The organism is Ruegeria sp. HKCCA4812 (assembly GCF_013034245.1).
Taxonomy (GTDB): domain Bacteria; phylum Pseudomonadota; class Alphaproteobacteria; order Rhodobacterales; family Rhodobacteraceae; genus Ruegeria.
In genome coordinates, this window is record NZ_WQFQ01000001.1 from 272,562 (window position 1) to 290,692 (window position 18,131).

Sequence of the window (18,131 nt, forward strand, 5' to 3'; positions counted from 1 at the left end):
CGTCTACCGCAGTGCTGCCTGGACGATTTCTGTCACATCCTGCGCAACGCTGTCCATGTCCCTGTTGCCATCCACGATGTGAAACCTGTCGGGGAACTCATCGGCCAGCGCCAGAAAGCCGGCGCGCATCTTCTTTTGCAATTCCGGGCCAAAATCCTCGAACCGTTCTTCGGTGCCTTGTCGCCCCTTGGCGCGTGCCAGGCCCGTTTCAGGGTCCATATCGATCAGCAGCGTCATGTCCGGTTCGCGCCCGATCATCAGGCTGTGCAACTGATCCACCAGATTTCGCAGGTCACCCCGGGACAAGCCCTGATACATACGTGTGCTGTCAGCAAAGCGGTCGCAGATCACCACCTTCCCTGCCGCCAGCGCGGGCTCGATTGTACGCTCCAGATGGTCGCGGCGGGCTGCTGTGAACAGCAGGATCTCGGTCTCGGCCGACCAGCGATCCGGGTCGCCCTCCAAAACCAGGCTGCGAATTTCCTCGGCCCCCGCGGAACCGCCGGGTTCGCGCGTCAGTACCACCTCGTGACCCTGCGCGCGCAGATGTTCCGCCAGCATCCGCGCCTGTGTTGACTTGCCTGAACCGTCAATGCCTTCGAAGGTCAGAAATAACCCCGCTTTCGTCACATCGACTCCAGCGGGTTGTTGATCACGTCCTTCAATACGATACCGCCGACGGTCAGCATACGCACCACAAACCCGCCAATCGCAACATCTTCTGCTGCCACAAGCGGGCGCCGGATTTCCGGCAACCCTTCGGGCTTGATCACCAGTTCGGCCAGTTGCTGACCTTTTTTGACGGGCGCGTTGATCGGGCCCTCATAGACCACTTCGGCCTCGACATTCTGAGTGCCCAGAACCGGGAACAGCACATTCAGATCACCTTCGGGAACAAGTCCCACGGTCTTTTTCTCGCCCATCCACAGTTTGGCTTCGGCTATCGGCGTTTCCGCGGTGGCAACTGTCCTCTCGACAAAATTTCGAAACGACCAGTTAACCACGGCCTCAGCCTCCTCTGCCCGTTGGCCGGTGCTGTCGAGCCCCGTCAGCACAAAGATCACACGCCTGTCGCCTTGTTTGGCGGACCCGACAAGGCCATAGCCCGCTTCTTGTGTATGGCCGGTTTTCAGGCCATCTGCGCCGATATCCAGCCGCAGCAGCGGGTTGCGGTTGCGGGCGTTTGACGGCGCGCGGCCATCGAATTCGAAAACTTCTTCGGCGAAAAGGGGATAGTATTCCGGAAAGTCGGTGATCAGCCGGTCTGCAAGAACGGCCAGATCATGAGCCGACATCATATGCCCGGCGGCGGGCCAGCCGTTCGAATTTGCGAAGTTCGAATTGTTCATACCCATCTGCTTGGCCCGCTGGGTCATGTATCGCGCAAATCCCGCTTCGGTTCCATCCGGGCTGAGCGCCTCGGCAATGACGACGCAGGCGTCATTGCCCGACAAAACGATAATGCCGCGCAGCAGATCTTCGACACGAACGCGATCCTGCGTATTCAGGAACATCGTCGAGCCGCCATAGCTCATCGCGTGTTCCGAAACAGGCAGAGTTTCGTCCAGCGTCAAGCGTCCGTCCCGCAATGCTTCGAACGCAACATAAAGCGTCATGAGCTTGGACATCGACGCAGGCGGCAACGGTTGGTCGGCTTCTTTCGACAGCAGAACGGTACCGGTGGTTTGGTCGATCACGTAAGCCGCGCGGGCGGATGTATCAAAAGCCTGGGCTGGTATCGCCAGAACGGCAAGCCCGAGAGCCAGAACAGATGTTCGTATTGAGGACAGCATGTTACGCCTCCCTGAATTAGTCGGTTACCGTGAACGCATCTTTGAAGCCAAGGTCTTTCACGTCCTTTTGAAAGGCTTTGCGCTCGGCCCGGGTTGTGGCGGGGCCGACCAGCACGCGCCAGACTGTACTATTCGCTGTTTTCAGTTCCCGAACAACTGTGGGCAATCCGTTGCGACGCACCTTTTGGGCTGCCGACTTGGCGTTTGCCTCAACGCTGAAGGTTCCAATCTGAACATACGGTTTGCTCAAAGATGTCGCCGACGTTGTGGCTGCTGCAACAGGAGTGGCGTCTGACGCATCAATAGCTGCTGCGGCCCCCTCTACCGGGTCCAGCGGTGTTTCGGTGATCGCGGCGGGGTCTTTCTTTTGCCACCATTTCCGCTTGGCAGGTTGCTCGGCAGGGGGCGTGACCGGTGCATCCGACAAAGAGGGCGACGCCACGGCCGCAGCGGCTTCGGTGGCTACGTCTGCGCTGTCGGTTGTTGTGTCTGCCGCGGCCACGGCCGTTCCCGCAGCCGCAGCGGCGGGGGCTTTCTTCTGCCACCATTTCCGCTTGGCAGGTTTTTCGGCAGGTGCATCGGCCTGATCGTCGGTTGATGTGGCAGTCTCGGCATCTTCGCTTGCGGGCTCGACGTCATCAGCCGTTTCATCGGATGAACTGGCCGCACCGGCTGCAACCGCAGCCGTACCAGCCGCGGCGGCTGGTTCCTTTTTCTGCCACCACTTCCGTTTGACCGGTTTTTCCGGCTCTGCGGACGCTTGCGTGTCAGAAGCTCCATCAGCAACCGCAGCCGTGGTTTCGGCGGCTGATTCTTCTGCTTCTGGCGCATCCTCCGACGACGGTTCTTCCAGCTTCTCCCGGCGCAGTGCGACGACACTGACTTTTGTCGGCGCACCCGCAAGCATTCCCAGTTCTTTCGCGGCAGCGGACGAGACCTGAAGCGCAGGCCCGGGCAGGTTGCGCTCGCGCCGGAAAAGGGCGCCGGTCACCGATTTGTTGTTGGACGTGTTTTTGATCACGACACGTTCAGGTTGGGACGCATCCGGGTGCGCAACCCATATCCCGCCAAGAGAAGGCCGGCCATCCCAAAGCCCTGCTTCGGTTGTCTGAAAAACCTCAGGGGCCTCGACATCACGCTGAGAGCCGGAAGTCACCTCGGGTAGGAGTTCTGTTTTTCCCGAATTGTCTTCCGGTTTTTCAGTCGATTCAGAAGTTGACAAAACTTCTTCGCATCCGGCCAGTATCGTCAAAGTCAACGCCAGATACGCCAGCCGTTTAGGCCCCGGGCGTGTCTCGATCGCTCGCTTCATCTGCTTTTCCCTTGCCTGAAGGGGTTTCGTTTTCCGAACCCCACTGCCGATCTGCTAGTTCTGTGTGCCAGCCTGTTGCGGTCTTTCGTACGGATCATAACGTGGCTGAAGTGTCATGGAAAGACCGCTGCATGGGCTTCGGCAAGATTTCCCGATTTCGACTTGCCTCTGCGCGAACTTCGCCTTAGACCCTGCTTTCGACGGGGAGGTGGCAGAGTGGTCGAATGCGGCGGTCTTGAAAACCGTTGGGCGTGAGAGCGTCCCCAGGGTTCGAATCCCTGTCTCCCCGCCACTCATACCTGTCTCACTTCAGTTGTGTTTTCTGATCCGGAATTGAGCCGAAATTCCAGCGATTTGACGCATGCGCTATCCATCAGAAGCGAAGCAGACCGTACCCTCGGCGCACGAGACAGGCCCCGGGCTCATTGTCGCGTTTTGGCAGGGTCGCTTTGGGTGGGACTTATTGACAGCCTGATCATTCCGTCCGGTGCAAGCCATGGGTGTGTTTGCCTTACTGCCGGAGAGTTGATCGATTGTTTCACGCCCAGGCGGGACAACTTTCTGTAGGGCGTATGCCACACGCTCCTGCACCTTTGGCGGGGAACGTCCTGACGGCTTGTGGCAGGGTATTCTGTTTTCGGTGCAACGGGCAGGGCGGGGGCCATTTCATTGCGCCAGAAGTTGGATCAACCAATGGTGACGTCGCAGCTCAGGTCAGGAAATGCGTATCTCGCGGGCCGAACCGATGCCAAGGATCAGGTCGGCGCATCGTTCACCCAGCATCATGGCAGGTGCGTTTGTGTTGCCGGCGTTGATGTCCGGCACGGCGGACATGTCGCACACCCGCAAGCTCTCGATCCCGCGCACGCGCATTCTGGCGTCCAGCACGGCCATTCCGTCGCCGTCCCGGCCCATTTTCGCGGTGCCCGCCGGGTGATAGTTGGTTTTCACGAACCGCTTGCAATGTGCTCGCAGCGTCTGATCGTCATCCGCTGTTGGAATGACGATTTCGCGGATCCTTCGCGCAAGCGGGCCGGACGTGAATGCCCGGCGAAAGAACTGCTGCCCCCGGATCATCTCCTGCATGTCGTCTTCATGCTTCAGAAGGTTGGGCGAGACCACCGGCAGGGCGTGAGGATCGGCCGAGCGAAGCCGAACCTCTCCGCGTGATTTCGGTTTGACCACCACGGTCGTAACGGTCAGGCCAAAGTCATCCTGCACCTCGTCCAGCGCATCGCGATCCAGATAGACGATGGGCACGCAAAAGGCCTGAATGGTCGGTTCTCCGTCGGGGTTCGACGGATTGACAAAGGCGCCGGCTTCGACCCCGGCGGAAGTCACCGGGCCGCTGCCGAACAGTTTGAACTGGATGCCGTTGCGCAGCATCCGCCAGCCCTCACCTTGTTTGAAATATCCGTAAGGACCATTGGCAAAGGCGGTGATGGGAACTTCGGGGTGGTCGATCAGGTTCTGTCCGACCCCGGGCAATGGGCAGATGACGGGAATACCGTGTTCTGCAAGTTGTGCATCCGGTCCGATACCTGACAGCATTAGGATTTTCGGCGTGACCAGAGCGCCCGCAGCAAGGACAACCTCGCCATCGCACCGGACGGTGTTTGCTCCGCGTTTGTCTCGGTACTGCACCCCGACGGCCCTGTCGTTCTCAATGATGACTTTGCTGACCGTTGCGCCAAGCCGGATGGTCAAGTTCGGGTTCATCTCTAGAGGGGCGAGGAAAGCATAGGCCGACGAGCTGCGCTTTCCAGCGCGATTGGTGAACTGATAGAACCCGACACCACGCTGCGTTGCGCCGTTGAAGTCCGTGTTGAATGGTTCGCCAAGGGCCTGAACCGACTGGACGAACCAACGGGACATGTCATCGATATGCCCTGGATCCGAAACCTGCACCGGACCGTCGCTGCCATGCAGGTCATTGTGAAGCCTGTTATTGTCTTCCATCCTGCGGAAATAGGGCAGCACATCGTCCCATCCCCAGCCGACCCCGTCGTTGGTCGCTCGTAGCAGGTCGTCCCACGCGTTATAATCAGAAGGGCGACCACGCATATAGACCTGTGCATTAACGGAAGACCCGCCGCCCAACACATTGGCCTGCGGAATGTCATGCACACGACCGTCCAGATGGTCTTGCGGTTCAGTTTTGTGATAGGTCATGAACTTTGACCCGTTGATCATCTTGAAGATGCCCGGCGGCATGTCCAGCAAAGGATGGCGATGCGAATGACCGGCCTCTAACACCAGAACTCTGCACTTTCCTTGGTTTACCAGTCGCGCTGCAGCTGCGGCGCCGGCAGAGCCGCCGCCGATGACGATGTGATCGAAGGTTTCCGTCATGATTTCGCCTTCAGGTCCGGCGTTTGGGTTCGCTGATCGAGTCGCGCTCGACCAGTTCGCATTCAAGCTTCACGAGAGGGTGCCGCTGACCATCAGTTGGTCCGTGGAACAGTTGTTCGACGACCCAGCGTCCCATCGCCCGAGTAGGAAGGATCATCGAGGTCAGGGGCGGCGACAGGTGTCGCGCGGTTTCGTCATCGTCAAATCCGATGACCGAGATGTCCTCGGGGATGGACAGGCCAAGTTCCTTGAGCGCTTCATAGCAGCCGATCGCCATGCGGTCATTTTGGCAGAAAATGGCGGTTGGCGGAGAGTGCAGGTCCATCAATTCACGCGTGGCAGCATAGCCTGCGCTGGGCAGCCAGTTGCCCTCGATGACCAAGTCCTCGTCAAATGGAATGTCGGCAGAAGCCAAAGCGTTTCTATACCCGGTCGTTCGTCCTGCGGCGCATTCCATGAACGGCTCGCCGGTGATGGTGGCGATTCGCTTGTGCCCAGCCTTGATCAGGGCGTTGGTCGCCGTATGTCCAGCAGCGACTTCGCCGGGGATCACCGCAGGAAAAGAGAGGTCGTCACAAAAACAGTTCAGCAGCAGAACCGGGGTAGCGGTCTGCCTGAGGATTTCCGGAACAACCACCCGCCGGGTGAAAACGGTTGCGTAAATGATGCCCGCAACCTGTTGGTCGAGGAAATAACTAAGCGTTCTGGGCTCGACCTCGGGGTCGTTTTGGGTTTCTGCCAGCAATACAAGATTTCCGGTGTCCCGAACGGCCTGTTTCACGCCGTTGAACGCGTTTACCATTTCGGGGCTCGACGCCAGATCATCCACGACAAAAGCGATGGTTCCGTCCAACGCCGCTGGCCGGCGCGCGCTGTCCTGGGGTTTCCTGAGTTGAGAGGGCATGGCGTATCCAAGCGTGTTGGCGGCATCCAGGACTCGTTGCTTGGTGTCCTCGGAGATTTTGACGGAATCGTTTTTGTTGAGGACCAGCGATACTGTCGTCTGCGAGCATCCGGCGACGCGTGCAATGTCGTGCATCGTTACGCGCTGCCGGCCCGCGACTCGTCCCACACCCCTGTGCTGCCCGGCTTTGTTCGCTTGATTGTTCATCGCTCAACCTTTTTGTTCGCATCCTTTTTATCGACTATGCAGAAGGTGTGCAACTAATATTAGCTTCTAATAATTAATATTAGTGTTGACGAAATAATATTATTAGTGTTTTGATCGACGGTGCGGTCGCCACTGTGGTTTGGCCGAGCAAGCGCGGGAGGCGAAATTGCGATCTGTAGTGGGGGAGTTGGGTCAAGTCATTCGCCATTCGATGTTTGTCGATGGCCGCTTTGCCGACTTTGGCGCGGGCACGGTTGATGTCGAGAACCCTGCAAATGAAGAGATCGTTGCGCAAGTTCCAGATGGCACTGCCGCTCATGCGGACGCAGCGGTCGAGGCGGCCCGCCGCGCTTTTGGCGCGTGGTATTCGCGCCCGGCGATCGAGCGGGCGCGATTGGTTCTGAAGCTCGCCGAGGCTATCCGGGCCGACGCCGGTCGTCTGGCAGCTCTGATCACGGCCGAGCAGGGCAAGCCGATCTCGCAAGCCCGAGGTGAAGTAGATGCCGCCGTCACTTTTCTTTGCCATGCAGCTGAAGAGGCCCGGAGGATTTCGGGTGACATAGTGGCATCGGACAACAAGTCGGAGGAAATCCAGATCCGGCGTCATCCTTATGGCGTTGTCGTTGCGTTGACAGCCTGGAACTATCCCTTGGCATTGGCCGCCAGGAAAGTCGGACCCGCGCTGGTCGCGGGCAACACCGTTGTTCTGTTGGGGCACGAAATCACGCCGTTGTCCGGTCTTGCGGTCGCCGAGCTTGTCGACAAGGTCGGGTTTCCGCCCGGTGTTCTAAATGTTCTGACGGGGAAGGGGCCGGTGGTGGGGCAGCGGCTGGTCGAACACCCCGATACGTCACTGATCACGATGACCGGCAGCACACGCGCCGGGAAAGAGATATTTCGCGCCGCGGCCGACCGGATCAAGGTCGTCCGGCTCGAGCTTGGCGGTAAGGCTCCGTTCATAGTGATGGAGGATGCGGATATTGATGCCGCAGTCTCGGCCGCCATTGGCGCCCGGTTTGCCAATTGCGGCCAGATTTGCACCTGCAACGAGCGGATGTATCTGCATCACGACATTGCGGATCAGTTCCTTGAAAAATTCGTGTCCGCAGCCCGTGCTTTGTCGATCGGGGATCCCATGGAAGACTGCGATCTGGGTCCCAAAGTCAGTAAAGTCGAGGTGACCAAGGTCGCTAATATCATCCAACGCAGCATCGCCGAAGGTGCCACGGTCCATCTCGAAGGTGGGCCCTTGACGGACGGTGCGCATCGCAAGGGGCACTGGATGTCCCCGACGGTTCTTGAGGTTTCCGACAACGGCAATGCCGCGATGCAAGAGGAGGTCTTTGGCCCCGTCGCGACAGCCATGCGAGTCGAGGGTTTTGATCAGGCGATAAGTTTTGCGAATGACACTTCATTCGGGCTGTCTGCCTATCTCTTTACGGCATCGCACCGCCGATTGATGGAGGCCCCGAGCCGATTGAAGTTCGGCGAATTGTACCTGAACCGCTCGAATGGCGAAGCCGTGCAGGGATTTCACACCGGTTGGGGGCTGTCCGGTGTTGGGGGTGAAGACGGCGCTTATGGCTTCGATGGCTATCTGAGGAAACAGACGACTTACATGAATTGGGCATGACCTGAAAACTTGCGGTCAAAACGGAGGCGACCGCACCAATGGAGGAGGAATAACCATGAAACGCAGAACTCTTTTGATCTCGACTGTTGTCGCGGGTGCGCTCTTGGGCACTACGGCGATGGCACAGGATCTACCACCGCTTGAGCAGAAGGATCGCTACAAGGTCGGCTTTGCGCAGATGGAGTCGAACAACCCGTGGCGCATTGCTGAGACGAAATCGTTCCATGACACGGCCGAGGCCTGTGGCTGGGATCTGATCGCGACGGATGCGGCTGGATCTGCTGCCAAGCAGGTTGCGGATGTGGACAGCATGATCGCGCAAGGTATCGACGTTCTGTTCCTGCCCCCGCGGGAAGAAAAGCCGCTGATCCCTGCCGTTATGAAGGCCCGTGCTGCGGGAATCCCAACCTTTCTGGTGGACCGCTCGGTTGATCCGGCCGTTGCCAAGCCGGGCGAGCATTTCGTGGCATTCCTTGGGTCCGACTTCATTGATCAGGGCAGCCGGGCCGCACAATGGCTGATGGAGAATTTCGACGGCGACAAAGGCATCATTGTACAGTTGGAAGGCACGACAGGGTCTTCACCTGCAAATGACCGCAAAAAAGGTTTCGACGACGCGATTGCAGCGGATGACCGTTTTGAGATCGTGGCCTCTCAGACCGGTGATTTTGCACGCGACCTGGGTCGACAAGTGATGGAAACCCTGCTTCAGGCGCATCCAGACGTGAACGTGGTTTACGCCCATAATGACGAGATGGCGATCGGCGCGATTCAGGCTTTGGAACTGGCTGGCCGCAAGCCCGGCGAGGACGTGACCATCGTTTCGATCGACGGGACACGCGACGCGCTTCAGGCCATTATCGATGGCAAGATGGGGGTAACGGTGGAAAGCTCTCCCTTCTTTGGCCCATTGGCCTGTGAAGTCATGAAGAAATACGCGGCTGGTGAGACGATCCCGGAATGGGTGAAGGTCGAAGATCGCATCTTTACCAAGGACAATGCGGCCGATCACATCGACGAAGCCTATTGATTCTCCCTGGTGGGTGGTGCTGGCCTGTGGTCGGCGCCGCCTGCAAGCAATCGGAGGAAGACATCTCATGAATGCGCTCGTCTCGATGTCGGGAATTGAAAAGTCCTTTGCCGGTGTACCGGCACTCAGCCAGGCCAGCCTTGAGATCGCACCCGGCGAGGTTCATGCGCTGATCGGCCAGAACGGTGCCGGCAAGTCGACGATGATCAAGGTCCTGACCGGAGTTTACGACCGGGATGCCGGAGACGTCCATCTGGCGGGTGTGCCAAGTCGCATTTCCACCCCGCGCGAAGCACAGGAATCCGGAATTGCCACGATCTATCAAGAGCTCAACCTTGTGCCTCTGCGGTCGGTGACCGAGAACATCATCATGGGGTACGAGCCAAAACGTCTCGGCTTTCTGGTCGACTGGCGCGAGGGCAACAGGCGCGCACGCGAGGTTCTTGCGCGCTTTAGCATAAATATCGACGTGACCGAGCCGCTGGGAAGTTTCTCGACAGCGATCCAGCAGTTGGTTGCGATTGCACGGGCCGTTTCGCTGGACGCGAAACTGGTCATCATGGACGAACCAACGTCTTCACTGGATGCCAGCGAAGTCGAAGTTCTGTTCGGTGTGGTACGCGAGTTAAAGAAACAGGGCGTTTCCGTCCTGTATGTCTCGCATTTCCTCGATGAGCTGTTCCAGATCTGCGATCGGGTCACAACGATGCGAGACGGGCGTACCGTCAGCACGCGCAACGTCCGGGACACGACCAAACTGGAAATGATCGCGGACATGCTGGGCCGCAACAAAGACGAGATCGCGGCAGACGGTCTGACGGATTTCGCGGGCGCAAAGGCCAAGAAAGGCGAAATCGTCTTGCGGGCCGACTCTGTTTCGACAGGCCCGCGGCTGACGCATTTTGACCTCACGCTCCACCGCGGAGAAATCGTTGGGCTGGGCGGGCTTCTGGGCTCGGGTCGGACCGAGGCGGCGCGCGCTTTGTTCGGTGTAGACGGGGCACGCAGCGGCGTAATCGAGCTGCACGGTGCGGTCGGGCAACCGTCCGGTCCGGGTGACGCAATCGCAAACGGGGTTGGCTTTCTGACCGAAGATCGCAAGGCCGAAGGGATCATTCCAGACATGTCCGTGCGCGAGAACATGACGCTGGCCCTGCTGCCGAAACTGGCCAGCCGTGGTCAGATCGACTTTGCCCGCGAGCGCGAGATCGTTCAGGCGTTCATCGACAATCTGGGCATCAAGGCAGCGCATATGGACCAGCCCATTCGCGAGTTGTCCGGCGGCAACCAGCAAAAGGTGCTGCTTGCCCGCTGGCTGGCGACGCAGCCCGACATCCTGATACTGGACGAGCCGACCCGAGGCGTGGATGTCGGCGCCAAGCGAGAGATCCAGTCGTTCATTCGGTCTTATGTCGAAAAGGGCTTCGGCGTTGTCCTCATCAGTTCGGAGTTCGAAGAACTGGTGGAAGGCGCCGACCGCATCGTTGTCATGCACGAGGGGCGTTCGGTCAAGGAACTGACCAACCCCGGGATTACCGAGAACATACTGGTGCGCGCGCTTGCGCATCATGAAGAAGGAACTGGTTCATGGACCGCGCAATGAAGTTGCCGCAACGGGTCGCATCGATGCCCTTCCGCTTTCACGGCGGCATCGCCGCGTTGGTCGCCCTGCTGGTGTTCAACGCGTTTTTCACCCCCAATTTCCTGCAACTGCAAACTTTGTTCGTAAATATCAGCCAGGTTGCCACGATCGCCATCGTGGCCATGGGTATGACGCTGGTCATCGCCACGGGTGGGATTGATCTGTCGGTTGGCGCGGTCATGGCTCTGGCGGGGGCGCTGGCCCCGCTGATATTTCTGTCGGATCTGGGAGCCGCTAATCCAATGCTCGGCGTCACTTTGGCCATTTTCCTGCCGCTGTTCATCGCAGGGTTATGCGGGGTGTTCAACGGAGTGATGGTTGCCATATTGAACGTTCAGCCCATTGTAGCAACGCTCATTCTCTTCATCTCTGGTCGCGGTATTGCCCAGGTTTTGACGAACGGGAACCTACAGACATTTTCAAACCCTTCATTCAGTTATCTTGGAACCGGAAAAGTGCTTGGCTTGCCGTTTCAAGGCTGGTTGGCGCTGGCCATTGCCTGTGTGCTGTTCTGGGTGATCACCAGAACCACATGGGGCCGTTACCTGCTGGCGATAGGCGGCAATGAACGCGCGGCATATCTGTCGGGCGGTCCCGTCCGGCGCGTCAAGATCGGGGCCTATGTCATCTGCGCGGTGCTTGCGGGCCTGGCCGGTCTGATCGTGGTTGCGATCAACTCGGCCTCGGACGCTGCGCGCAACGGCAATCTGATGGAGCTTGATGCCATCGCGGCCGCGGTTGTGGGCGGGGCGCTTTTACAAGGCGGGCGGGCGCCGATCTTTGGCGCCATTCTGGGAGCCGTGATCATCCAGTTGGTCAAATATACGTTGCTGGCCAACGGGGTAGAGGACGAAGTTGCACTGATCGCCAAGGCTGTCATCATTATCCTGGCCGTTTGGGTCCAGCAGTTTCGGAGGGCTTGATCGATGTTGGATGAAACGGCTTTTGACCTGCGAAAGTACCTTCGGCGCAATTCTGCTTCGGTGACAGTGTGGATCGCACTGCTGGCTTTGATCCTGTTTGGGGTGATGCGCTATGACAACTTTGGCAGCGCCTACAATTTCTCGTCTTTCCTGAATTACAACGCGATGTTCATCGCGATTGCGCTGGGCATGTGTTTTGTGATCATGACCGGCGGAATTGATCTGTCGGTTGGATCCGTGGCGGCCTTTACCTCGGTTGTTGCGGCCTATCTCAGCCCATACGGGATTCAGGTTGCGCTGCCGGGGGCCGTGCTTGCCGGGGTGGGCTTCGGAGCGATCAACGCCTTTTGTATTATCATCCTTCGCATCCCGCCCTTCATTGCCACTTTGGCGACGATGCTTGCCGCAAAAGGCGGCGCATTGGTGATTTCGGGCGCCCAGACAATTTCGGTTGATTGGGGGTCGAATTTCACCAAGCTTGGCATGGGGCAGGCGTTCGGCTTGTTTCCATGGGCAATCGTCATCGTGGCCGGACTGGCGCTGGCACTTTGGCTGGTGCTGGAAAGAACAACCATCGGGCGGACCGTCTTGGCGATCGGTGGCAGCGAAGATGCCTCGAACCTCATGGGGCTGAAGGTGAATCGCGCCAAGGCTTTCGTCTACCTGCTTTCGGGCGGCTGCGCAGGGCTGGCTGGCGTCTTTCTGGCCTCGGGCTTTGGAGCCGGACAACCCCTTGAGGGTATTGGCTGGGAATTGTCGGCCATCGCGTCCGTCGTTGTGGGCGGCACCTTGTTGACAGGTGGGATGGGGTCGATCCCTGCGACCGTGGCCGGAGCGCTTTTGCTGGGTCTGGTGTTCAACGTTCTGAACTTTGAAAACGGTCAGGGGACCATCAGTTTCAGCGCCTATTGGCAGATGGTCATACGTGGAGGCTTTCTTTTTGCGGTCATCCTTTTACAGTCTCGGGTTATTGCCAGGCAGCAGAAGGTCTTGGGTTCGTGAATCGCATAGAAAGTGTTTCAGCGCGGCTGTTCAACGTCCCGCTCGCCGAAGTCCTGGTCGATGCCAAACATGGGGATCACACGTTCTTTCAATTGATCACCGTCACCATTCAAACGTCGGATGGGGTCGAGGGGGTTGGGTATACCTATACGGGCGGCAAGGGCGGTCATGCCATCTTGGCGATGATCCAGCATGACCTAGCGCCGTTCCTGGTTGGACAAGACGCCGAACAGATCGAAAGCCTGTACGATGCCATGCAGTGGCATGTGCACTACGTTGCACGGGGCGGGATCGCCTCGTTTGCTATTTCGGCCGTGGATATTGCCCTTTGGGACATTCGCGGCAGAACGCAGAATGCACCGCTGTGGCAAATGGCCGGCGGAGCGTCCAAACAGTGCAAGGCCTATGCTGGCGGGATCGACCTGAATTTCTCGTTGGAGAAACTGCTGCGCCAGACCGAAGGCTACCTTGCGCGTGGGTTCAACGCGGTCAAGATCAAGGTCGGTCAACCGGATCTGGCCGATGATCTGGCGCGCGCCCGGGCGGTGCGCGAGATGCTGGGACCGGACCGGTTCTTCATGGTCGATGCGAATTACTCCATGAGCGTCGAACAGGCCATCGAGGCCGCCCGAGGGTTCGCCGACTGCGATATCCTGTGGTTCGAGGAACCGACTATTCCAGATGATTACAAAGGCTATGGCCGAATTGCCGAAGCCACGGGCGTTCCCCTTGCCATGGGTGAAAACCTGCACACGATTCACGAATTCGAGTACGCCTTTGATGATGCGAAGCTGAGTTTCATCCAGCCCGATGCCTCAAATTGCGGCGGGATCACCGGCTGGTTGCGCGTGGCCGCGCTGAGCGCTCAGCATGGCATTCCGGTTTGCAGCCATGGCATGCAGGAATTGCACGTCAGCCTCGTTTCGGCGCAACCCAACGCGGGGTGGCTGGAAGTACACTCATTCCCGATAGACCAGTACACGACCCGTCCGCTGGTTGTGGAAAACTGCCTGGCCGTGGCCCCGGATACGCCGGGAACCGGAGTGGAATTCGACTGGGACAAACTGAATGAGGAACACAAGGAGATGCATACATGACGACCCAGACGATCTCTGCGGCGTATTATCGGGGCAATAAGAGCTTTGCCGTAGAACAGGCCGCGGCGACAGTTCCGGGCCCCGGCGAGGTCTCCATTCGCGTTGCCTATTGCGGGATTTGCGGGACGGATATGCACGTCTACCACGGCAACATGGATGCCCGCGTCGGCCTGAACCGGGTGATTGGGCATGAGATGTCAGGTGTCGTCGAAGCGGTGGGCGAGGGCGTCGATACGATAACGCCCGGCCAGAAGGTCGTTGTCCGACCGCTTGATCACTGCGGAGAATGCCCAGCTTGCAAGCGGGGGCATCAGCATATCTGTCAGAATCTCAAGTTTCTCGGCCTCGACACCGATGGCGCGATGCAAGAGATCTGGACTGTTCCGGCCCACACGTTGCACGTTCTGCCGGATGACTTGCGCATGGATCACGCGGCGCTGATCGAGCCGGTCGCCGTTGCCTGCCACGATGTGCGGCTGTCTGGCCTGCAACTTGGCGAGGACGTTGTCGTCATCGGCGGCGGCCCGATCGGTATACTGGTTGCCATGGTCGCGCGGGACGCGGGTGGCAATGTCGTGATCTCCGAAGTGAATCCGAACCGTCTGGCGATTGCCGAAAAGCTTGGTTTTGACACGATCAACCCAATCGAAACCGATCTGGTGACGACGATCAACGCGCGCACGGGCGACAAAGGGGCGGATGTGGTTTTCGAGGTATCGGGAACGCAGCCCGGTGTTGATGCGATGACCGCCGTTGCCGCGACGCGGGCCCGGATCGTGATGGTCGCGATCCATGCCCAAAAGCCCCAGATCGACCTGTTCCAATTCTTCTGGCGAGAACTGCAACTGATCGGTGCTCGGGTCTATGAGCCGGAGGATTACGAGAAAGCCATCGCAGTTGTTGCCTCGGGCGGAGTGGACGCGGATGTTGTGATTACCGACGTAAGCCCTCTGGCAGACATTCAGGCAGCGTTCGAAGCACTGGATCGCAGCCCAACCGCAATGAAAAGCCTGATCGAAGTAGGACCGCGTTCATGAGTGTTTTGCAAAGTTTCGACCTGACGGGAAAAACGGCCCTTGTGACCGGGTGCAAGCGCGGCATCGGGCGCGGCATGGCCGAGGCATTGGCATCGGCCGGAGCTGATATCATCGGAGTGTCGGCCTCGCTCGAGCTGTCCGGGTCTGATGTCGAAAAAGCCGTTACGGCGATGGGACGCAATTTCCGGGCTTACCAATGCGACTTCTCGGATCGCGCTGCGCTGCATGCGTTTATTGATCAGTTGAGGGCAGACGGACAAACTATTGATATCCTTGTCAACAATGCCGGCACAATCAAACGCAAACCCGTCGCCGAACACCCGGACGACTGGTGGGACGAAGTGATCGAGGTGAACCTGTCCTCGCAGTTCGTTCTGTCTCGCGAGATCGGCAAGGACATGCTGGCACGCGGCTCGGGGAAGATTATCTTCACTGCATCGCTGCTGACATTTCAGGGGGGAATCACTGTGCCGGGCTACGCGGCCTCGAAAGGCGGGATTGGACAGCTTACCAAAGCTTTGGCCAACGAATGGGCCGGGCAGGGCGTGAACGTGAATGCGATCGCCCCTGGTTACATCGCGACCGACAATACCCAAGCCCTGCAGGACGATCCGGTCCGGTCGAAGTCGATCCTGGAACGAACACCTCAGGGCCGCTGGGGTACGCCTGGTGATTTTGCCGGACCGGTGGTCTTTCTGGCTTCTGCCGCGTCGGACTACGTCAACGGTGAAATCCTTGTCGTCGACGGGGGCTGGATGGGGCGGTAGCACCGTCAACCCTCCATGGGACCCAAGGCATCAATCCCCGATATAGTGCACCTTCAGCCGGCGGGTTTTAGGTGCCTCGCGATGTTCGAACAGGTACAGGCTTTGCACGCGGCCCAGCGGAAGCTGCCCCTGTTCGACCGGGATCGATACCTGAGTTTGCGTCAACAGCGCCCGCAGATGCGACGGGGCGTTGTCGTCTTCGGTCGGGCGGTGGCGATACTTGCCTGGTGACTTGGGTACGAGTTTCTCGAAGAACGTCTCGATATCCTTGACCACTTCGGGATCGGCATTGGCCTGTACCAACAGCGCGGCACCTGTGTGGACGCACCAAAGGGTCAGCAGACCCGAGCCAAATCTATGTTCGGACACCGCACGCTGAACAATCCCGCTGATGTCGGTGAGGGATTTGCCGGGCGTTTCAATGGACAGCTCAAAAAACTCTTGCTTCATCCATCAGACCCTTTCCTTGATCTTGCGCGAATGCGCCCAGCTTTCCGCACCCCATACGGCATTCAACTTTGAGGCTTAAGTATCTGATTAATAACACTCTATAGCTTTCTTTCATGCAAACAGGCTTTTGAACCTGTCTATGCACAGACGAAACCCATCTTCGAATTTTCCGTTGCCGGGATGATAAACGCTTTCGAATGAAATCACGCCATCATAGCCGTCGGATCGGAGAGCGTCGGCGATGGGTTGGAACAGAGGCGCAAGCTGACCTTCCCCCATGCGGCGCACTTCCAGTGTTGCCCGTGGCGTGTCGACCTTCACGTCCTTGATGTGAATGTGCCCCAGATAGCCGCCGCGCAGTTCTTCGTAACCGTCCGGGTATGCCAGTTCATGGCACCAGCAGTTGTTTCCGGGGTCCCAAAGAACTTTCAACGCATCCTTCGCATCCAACTCGTCAATCAGCTTGCGGGCTGTATAGTTGGAGTTGACCAGGGTGCCGTTTCCGGTTTCTACGACTAACGTCACGCCCTCGGCCCTTGCCAGCTCAACCGCTGGCGCGATTAACGGAGGCATCGAGTCCCATACCCCATGTGCTACGTTCCACTTTTCGGCGCCGTTTTTTCCCCAGAGTATCTGCTCTTTTCGTTGGGTCATGATCCGAACCAGCGGAGACCCAACAACATGCGCCATGTCGATTACGCGTTTCAAGGCGTCCATGTGCCCGGTGTGCAGGTCGTCACCGGGCCTGTTTGCAGCTGTCATCCCGGCAAAGATATGGCGCGACAGACAGGACACAGGCTTGCCCCGGTCACGCAAGAGCGCGTCGATCTCGGCAATTTGCTGCGGGGAATGGTCCCCAACCTCCGTATCACCAACGAACTGAAGCTCTGCATAGTCCAGACCGAATTCGTCCATCACGTCAACGGCATGCCGCAAATCGCGGGAAATGCCGTCGCAAATCACACCTAGTTTCATGTTCAGCCCCCTCAGCGATGCAATTCTGCGCCAACGATCTCTTCGATGACGCGGGTACACACCCAATTGTCGCCGTTCGGGTATTTGGTTTTTCCGGCGTGAAAGATCTGCATTGCGGACGAGGCTGTATGCATCGGAACGCCCAACGTACCGGCCAGTGCCAGAGAGATCGTCAGGTCCTTGTGCATGGTTGCGATGTGGCTGCCGGTAGCTTCGAACTTGCGATCAATGATGTTTTCAAGGGCGGTATTCACCACACCGCACCCCGCGCTAGAGGATGAGAACACGTCAAGCAATGCCTGACCGCTGACACCGGCTTTGGCCGCCAGGGCCGCAGCCTCGAATGTGGCGGAAAAGATCGATCCGATAAGGGATTGCAGGCAGGCTTTCACGGTTTGGCCGTCGCCGGCGTTTTCTCCGACCCGATGAATGGTTGCTGACACTGCCTGCATGACTTCGGCGTTTCGGTCCAGCACATCCGCTGCGGCGGCAGCCATCATCGTCAATGTGCCGTTTTGCGCGCCGGGAAACCCACCCGAGACCGGCGTGTCGATCAGATGAATGCCCGAGCCCTCCATGTCTTGCCCGATAGCGTGGGCTTCGGCGGGGGTAATGGTCGCCGACAGGATGACCGTTCCGCCTTTGGCCATATTCGCAACCAGCCCGTCTTCACCCAGAATGACATCGCGGGCCTGATCTCCGTTCATCACCATGACAAATACGCTGTCGGCGTGACGACCAACCTGTCCAACGCTGTTCTTGGGCAGGCCGCCCATGTCGGCAAATGCCGTCATGCGTGTCTCGCTCAGGTCGAAACCTGATGTTTCAAAGCCATTCTTGATCAGGTTCTTGGCAAGGCCGCTGCCCATGTCGCCAAGACCGATTACGCCTGCAGTTTTCATTTGGACTCCTCCCGTTTTTCCGCCATTTCCGTATGGCAGACGTTTCGAAAAATGATGCCCAATCGCATCGGTTTTCGCGGGAGTTTCACGCGTCTTGAACAGACG

The 18,131-nt window shown here is 58.5% G+C and carries 16 protein-coding genes and 1 tRNA gene; 9 read left to right on the forward strand and 8 right to left on the reverse strand.

The genetic code is table 11. From position 1 onward, the window contains the following. Positions 1-3: 3 nt before the first annotated feature. From tmk to GOW04_RS01380, 3 genes are read right to left on the reverse strand one after another with little or no spacing between them, the layout of a single operon-like run. Positions 4-630 carry a dTMP kinase gene (gene tmk, locus GOW04_RS01370; protein ID WP_152458555.1) on the reverse strand — a complete coding sequence of 209 codons (627 nt, stop codon included), beginning with the start codon at positions 628-630 and terminating at the stop codon, positions 4-6. Continuing rightward, positions 627-1,793, reverse strand: coding sequence for a D-alanyl-D-alanine carboxypeptidase family protein (locus tag GOW04_RS01375; RefSeq protein ID WP_152458554.1), 1,167 nt, complete (start codon positions 1,791-1,793; stop codon positions 627-629). Before GOW04_RS01375 ends, tmk begins: the two co-directional genes overlap by 4 nt. A gap of 16 nt (positions 1,794-1,809) precedes the next feature. After that, on the reverse strand, positions 1,810-3,105 hold the full coding sequence (locus GOW04_RS01380; RefSeq protein WP_171231323.1) for an SPOR domain-containing protein: 1,296 nt from the start codon (positions 3,103-3,105) through the stop codon (positions 1,810-1,812). A 202-nt stretch (positions 3,106-3,307) separates the two neighbouring features. Here GOW04_RS01380 and GOW04_RS01385 point away from each other — a divergent pair. Beyond that, a tRNA-Ser gene (locus tag GOW04_RS01385) sits at positions 3,308-3,397 on the forward strand. Between the two features lie 422 nt (positions 3,398-3,819). On the opposite strand, the gene GOW04_RS01390 is transcribed toward GOW04_RS01385, so the two are convergent. After that, positions 3,820-5,457, reverse strand: coding sequence for a GMC family oxidoreductase (locus GOW04_RS01390; protein WP_171231324.1), 1,638 nt, complete (start codon positions 5,455-5,457; stop codon positions 3,820-3,822). Positions 5,458-5,467: 10 nt separating this feature from the next. Then, entirely contained in the window at positions 5,468-6,568 is a 1,101-nt protein-coding gene (locus GOW04_RS01395) for a LacI family DNA-binding transcriptional regulator (protein ID WP_254430044.1), read from the reverse strand. 166 nt (positions 6,569-6,734) lie between these two features. Here GOW04_RS01395 and GOW04_RS01400 point away from each other — a divergent pair, with 166 nt between their 5' ends. The 8 genes from GOW04_RS01400 (at position 6,735) to GOW04_RS01435 (ending at position 15,699) form a co-directional block, all read left to right on the forward strand. Continuing rightward, the gene (locus GOW04_RS01400) at positions 6,735-8,201 is read left to right on the forward strand and encodes an aldehyde dehydrogenase family protein (protein ID WP_217356883.1); all 1,467 of its coding nucleotides are present in this window, start codon (positions 6,735-6,737) and stop codon (positions 8,199-8,201) included. Positions 8,202-8,256: 55 nt separating this feature from the next. Next, positions 8,257-9,231, forward strand: coding sequence for an ABC transporter substrate-binding protein (locus GOW04_RS01405; RefSeq protein WP_152458551.1), 975 nt, complete (start codon positions 8,257-8,259; stop codon positions 9,229-9,231). A gap of 67 nt (positions 9,232-9,298) precedes the next feature. Next, positions 9,299-10,834, forward strand: coding sequence for a sugar ABC transporter ATP-binding protein (locus GOW04_RS01410; RefSeq protein ID WP_254430045.1), 1,536 nt, complete (start codon positions 9,299-9,301; stop codon positions 10,832-10,834). After that, positions 10,819-11,796, forward strand: coding sequence for an ABC transporter permease (locus GOW04_RS01415; RefSeq protein WP_171231325.1), 978 nt, complete (start codon positions 10,819-10,821; stop codon positions 11,794-11,796). The genes GOW04_RS01410 and GOW04_RS01415 overlap by 16 nt, the downstream gene beginning before the upstream one ends. Before the next feature lie 3 nt (positions 11,797-11,799). Beyond that, the gene (locus GOW04_RS01420) at positions 11,800-12,798 is read left to right on the forward strand and encodes an ABC transporter permease (RefSeq protein ID WP_171231326.1); all 999 of its coding nucleotides are present in this window, start codon (positions 11,800-11,802) and stop codon (positions 12,796-12,798) included. After that, a complete protein-coding gene (locus GOW04_RS01425) occupies positions 12,795-13,895 on the forward strand; it encodes a mandelate racemase/muconate lactonizing enzyme family protein (RefSeq protein WP_171231327.1) in 1,101 nt (366 codons plus the stop codon). The genes GOW04_RS01420 and GOW04_RS01425 overlap by 4 nt, the downstream gene beginning before the upstream one ends. Further along, positions 13,892-14,932 carry a zinc-binding dehydrogenase gene (locus GOW04_RS01430; protein WP_171231328.1) on the forward strand — a complete coding sequence of 347 codons (1,041 nt, stop codon included), beginning with the start codon at positions 13,892-13,894 and terminating at the stop codon, positions 14,930-14,932. Before GOW04_RS01425 ends, GOW04_RS01430 begins: the two co-directional genes overlap by 4 nt. Continuing rightward, positions 14,929-15,699, forward strand: coding sequence for an SDR family oxidoreductase (locus GOW04_RS01435; RefSeq protein WP_171227984.1), 771 nt, complete (start codon positions 14,929-14,931; stop codon positions 15,697-15,699). The genes GOW04_RS01430 and GOW04_RS01435 overlap by 4 nt, the downstream gene beginning before the upstream one ends. A gap of 30 nt (positions 15,700-15,729) precedes the next feature. Here the strand turns inward: GOW04_RS01435 and GOW04_RS01440 are convergent, their stop codons facing one another. The 3 genes from GOW04_RS01440 to GOW04_RS01450 all read right to left on the reverse strand — a co-directional run bounded on the left by GOW04_RS01440 (position 15,730) and on the right by GOW04_RS01450 (position 18,026). After that, positions 15,730-16,149 (reverse strand): secondary thiamine-phosphate synthase enzyme YjbQ, encoded by a 420-nt coding sequence (locus GOW04_RS01440; protein ID WP_171231329.1) that lies wholly within the window; start codon positions 16,147-16,149, stop codon positions 15,730-15,732. Positions 16,150-16,260: 111 nt separating this feature from the next. Then, the gene (locus GOW04_RS01445; protein ID WP_171231330.1) at positions 16,261-17,124 is read right to left on the reverse strand and encodes a sugar phosphate isomerase/epimerase; all 864 of its coding nucleotides are present in this window, start codon (positions 17,122-17,124) and stop codon (positions 16,261-16,263) included. Between the two features lie 11 nt (positions 17,125-17,135). Then, positions 17,136-18,026: an NAD(P)-dependent oxidoreductase gene (locus tag GOW04_RS01450; RefSeq protein WP_152458543.1), complete on the reverse strand. Its 891-nt coding sequence runs from the start codon at positions 18,024-18,026 to the stop codon at positions 17,136-17,138. Between the last annotated feature and the right edge of the window lie 105 nt (positions 18,027-18,131).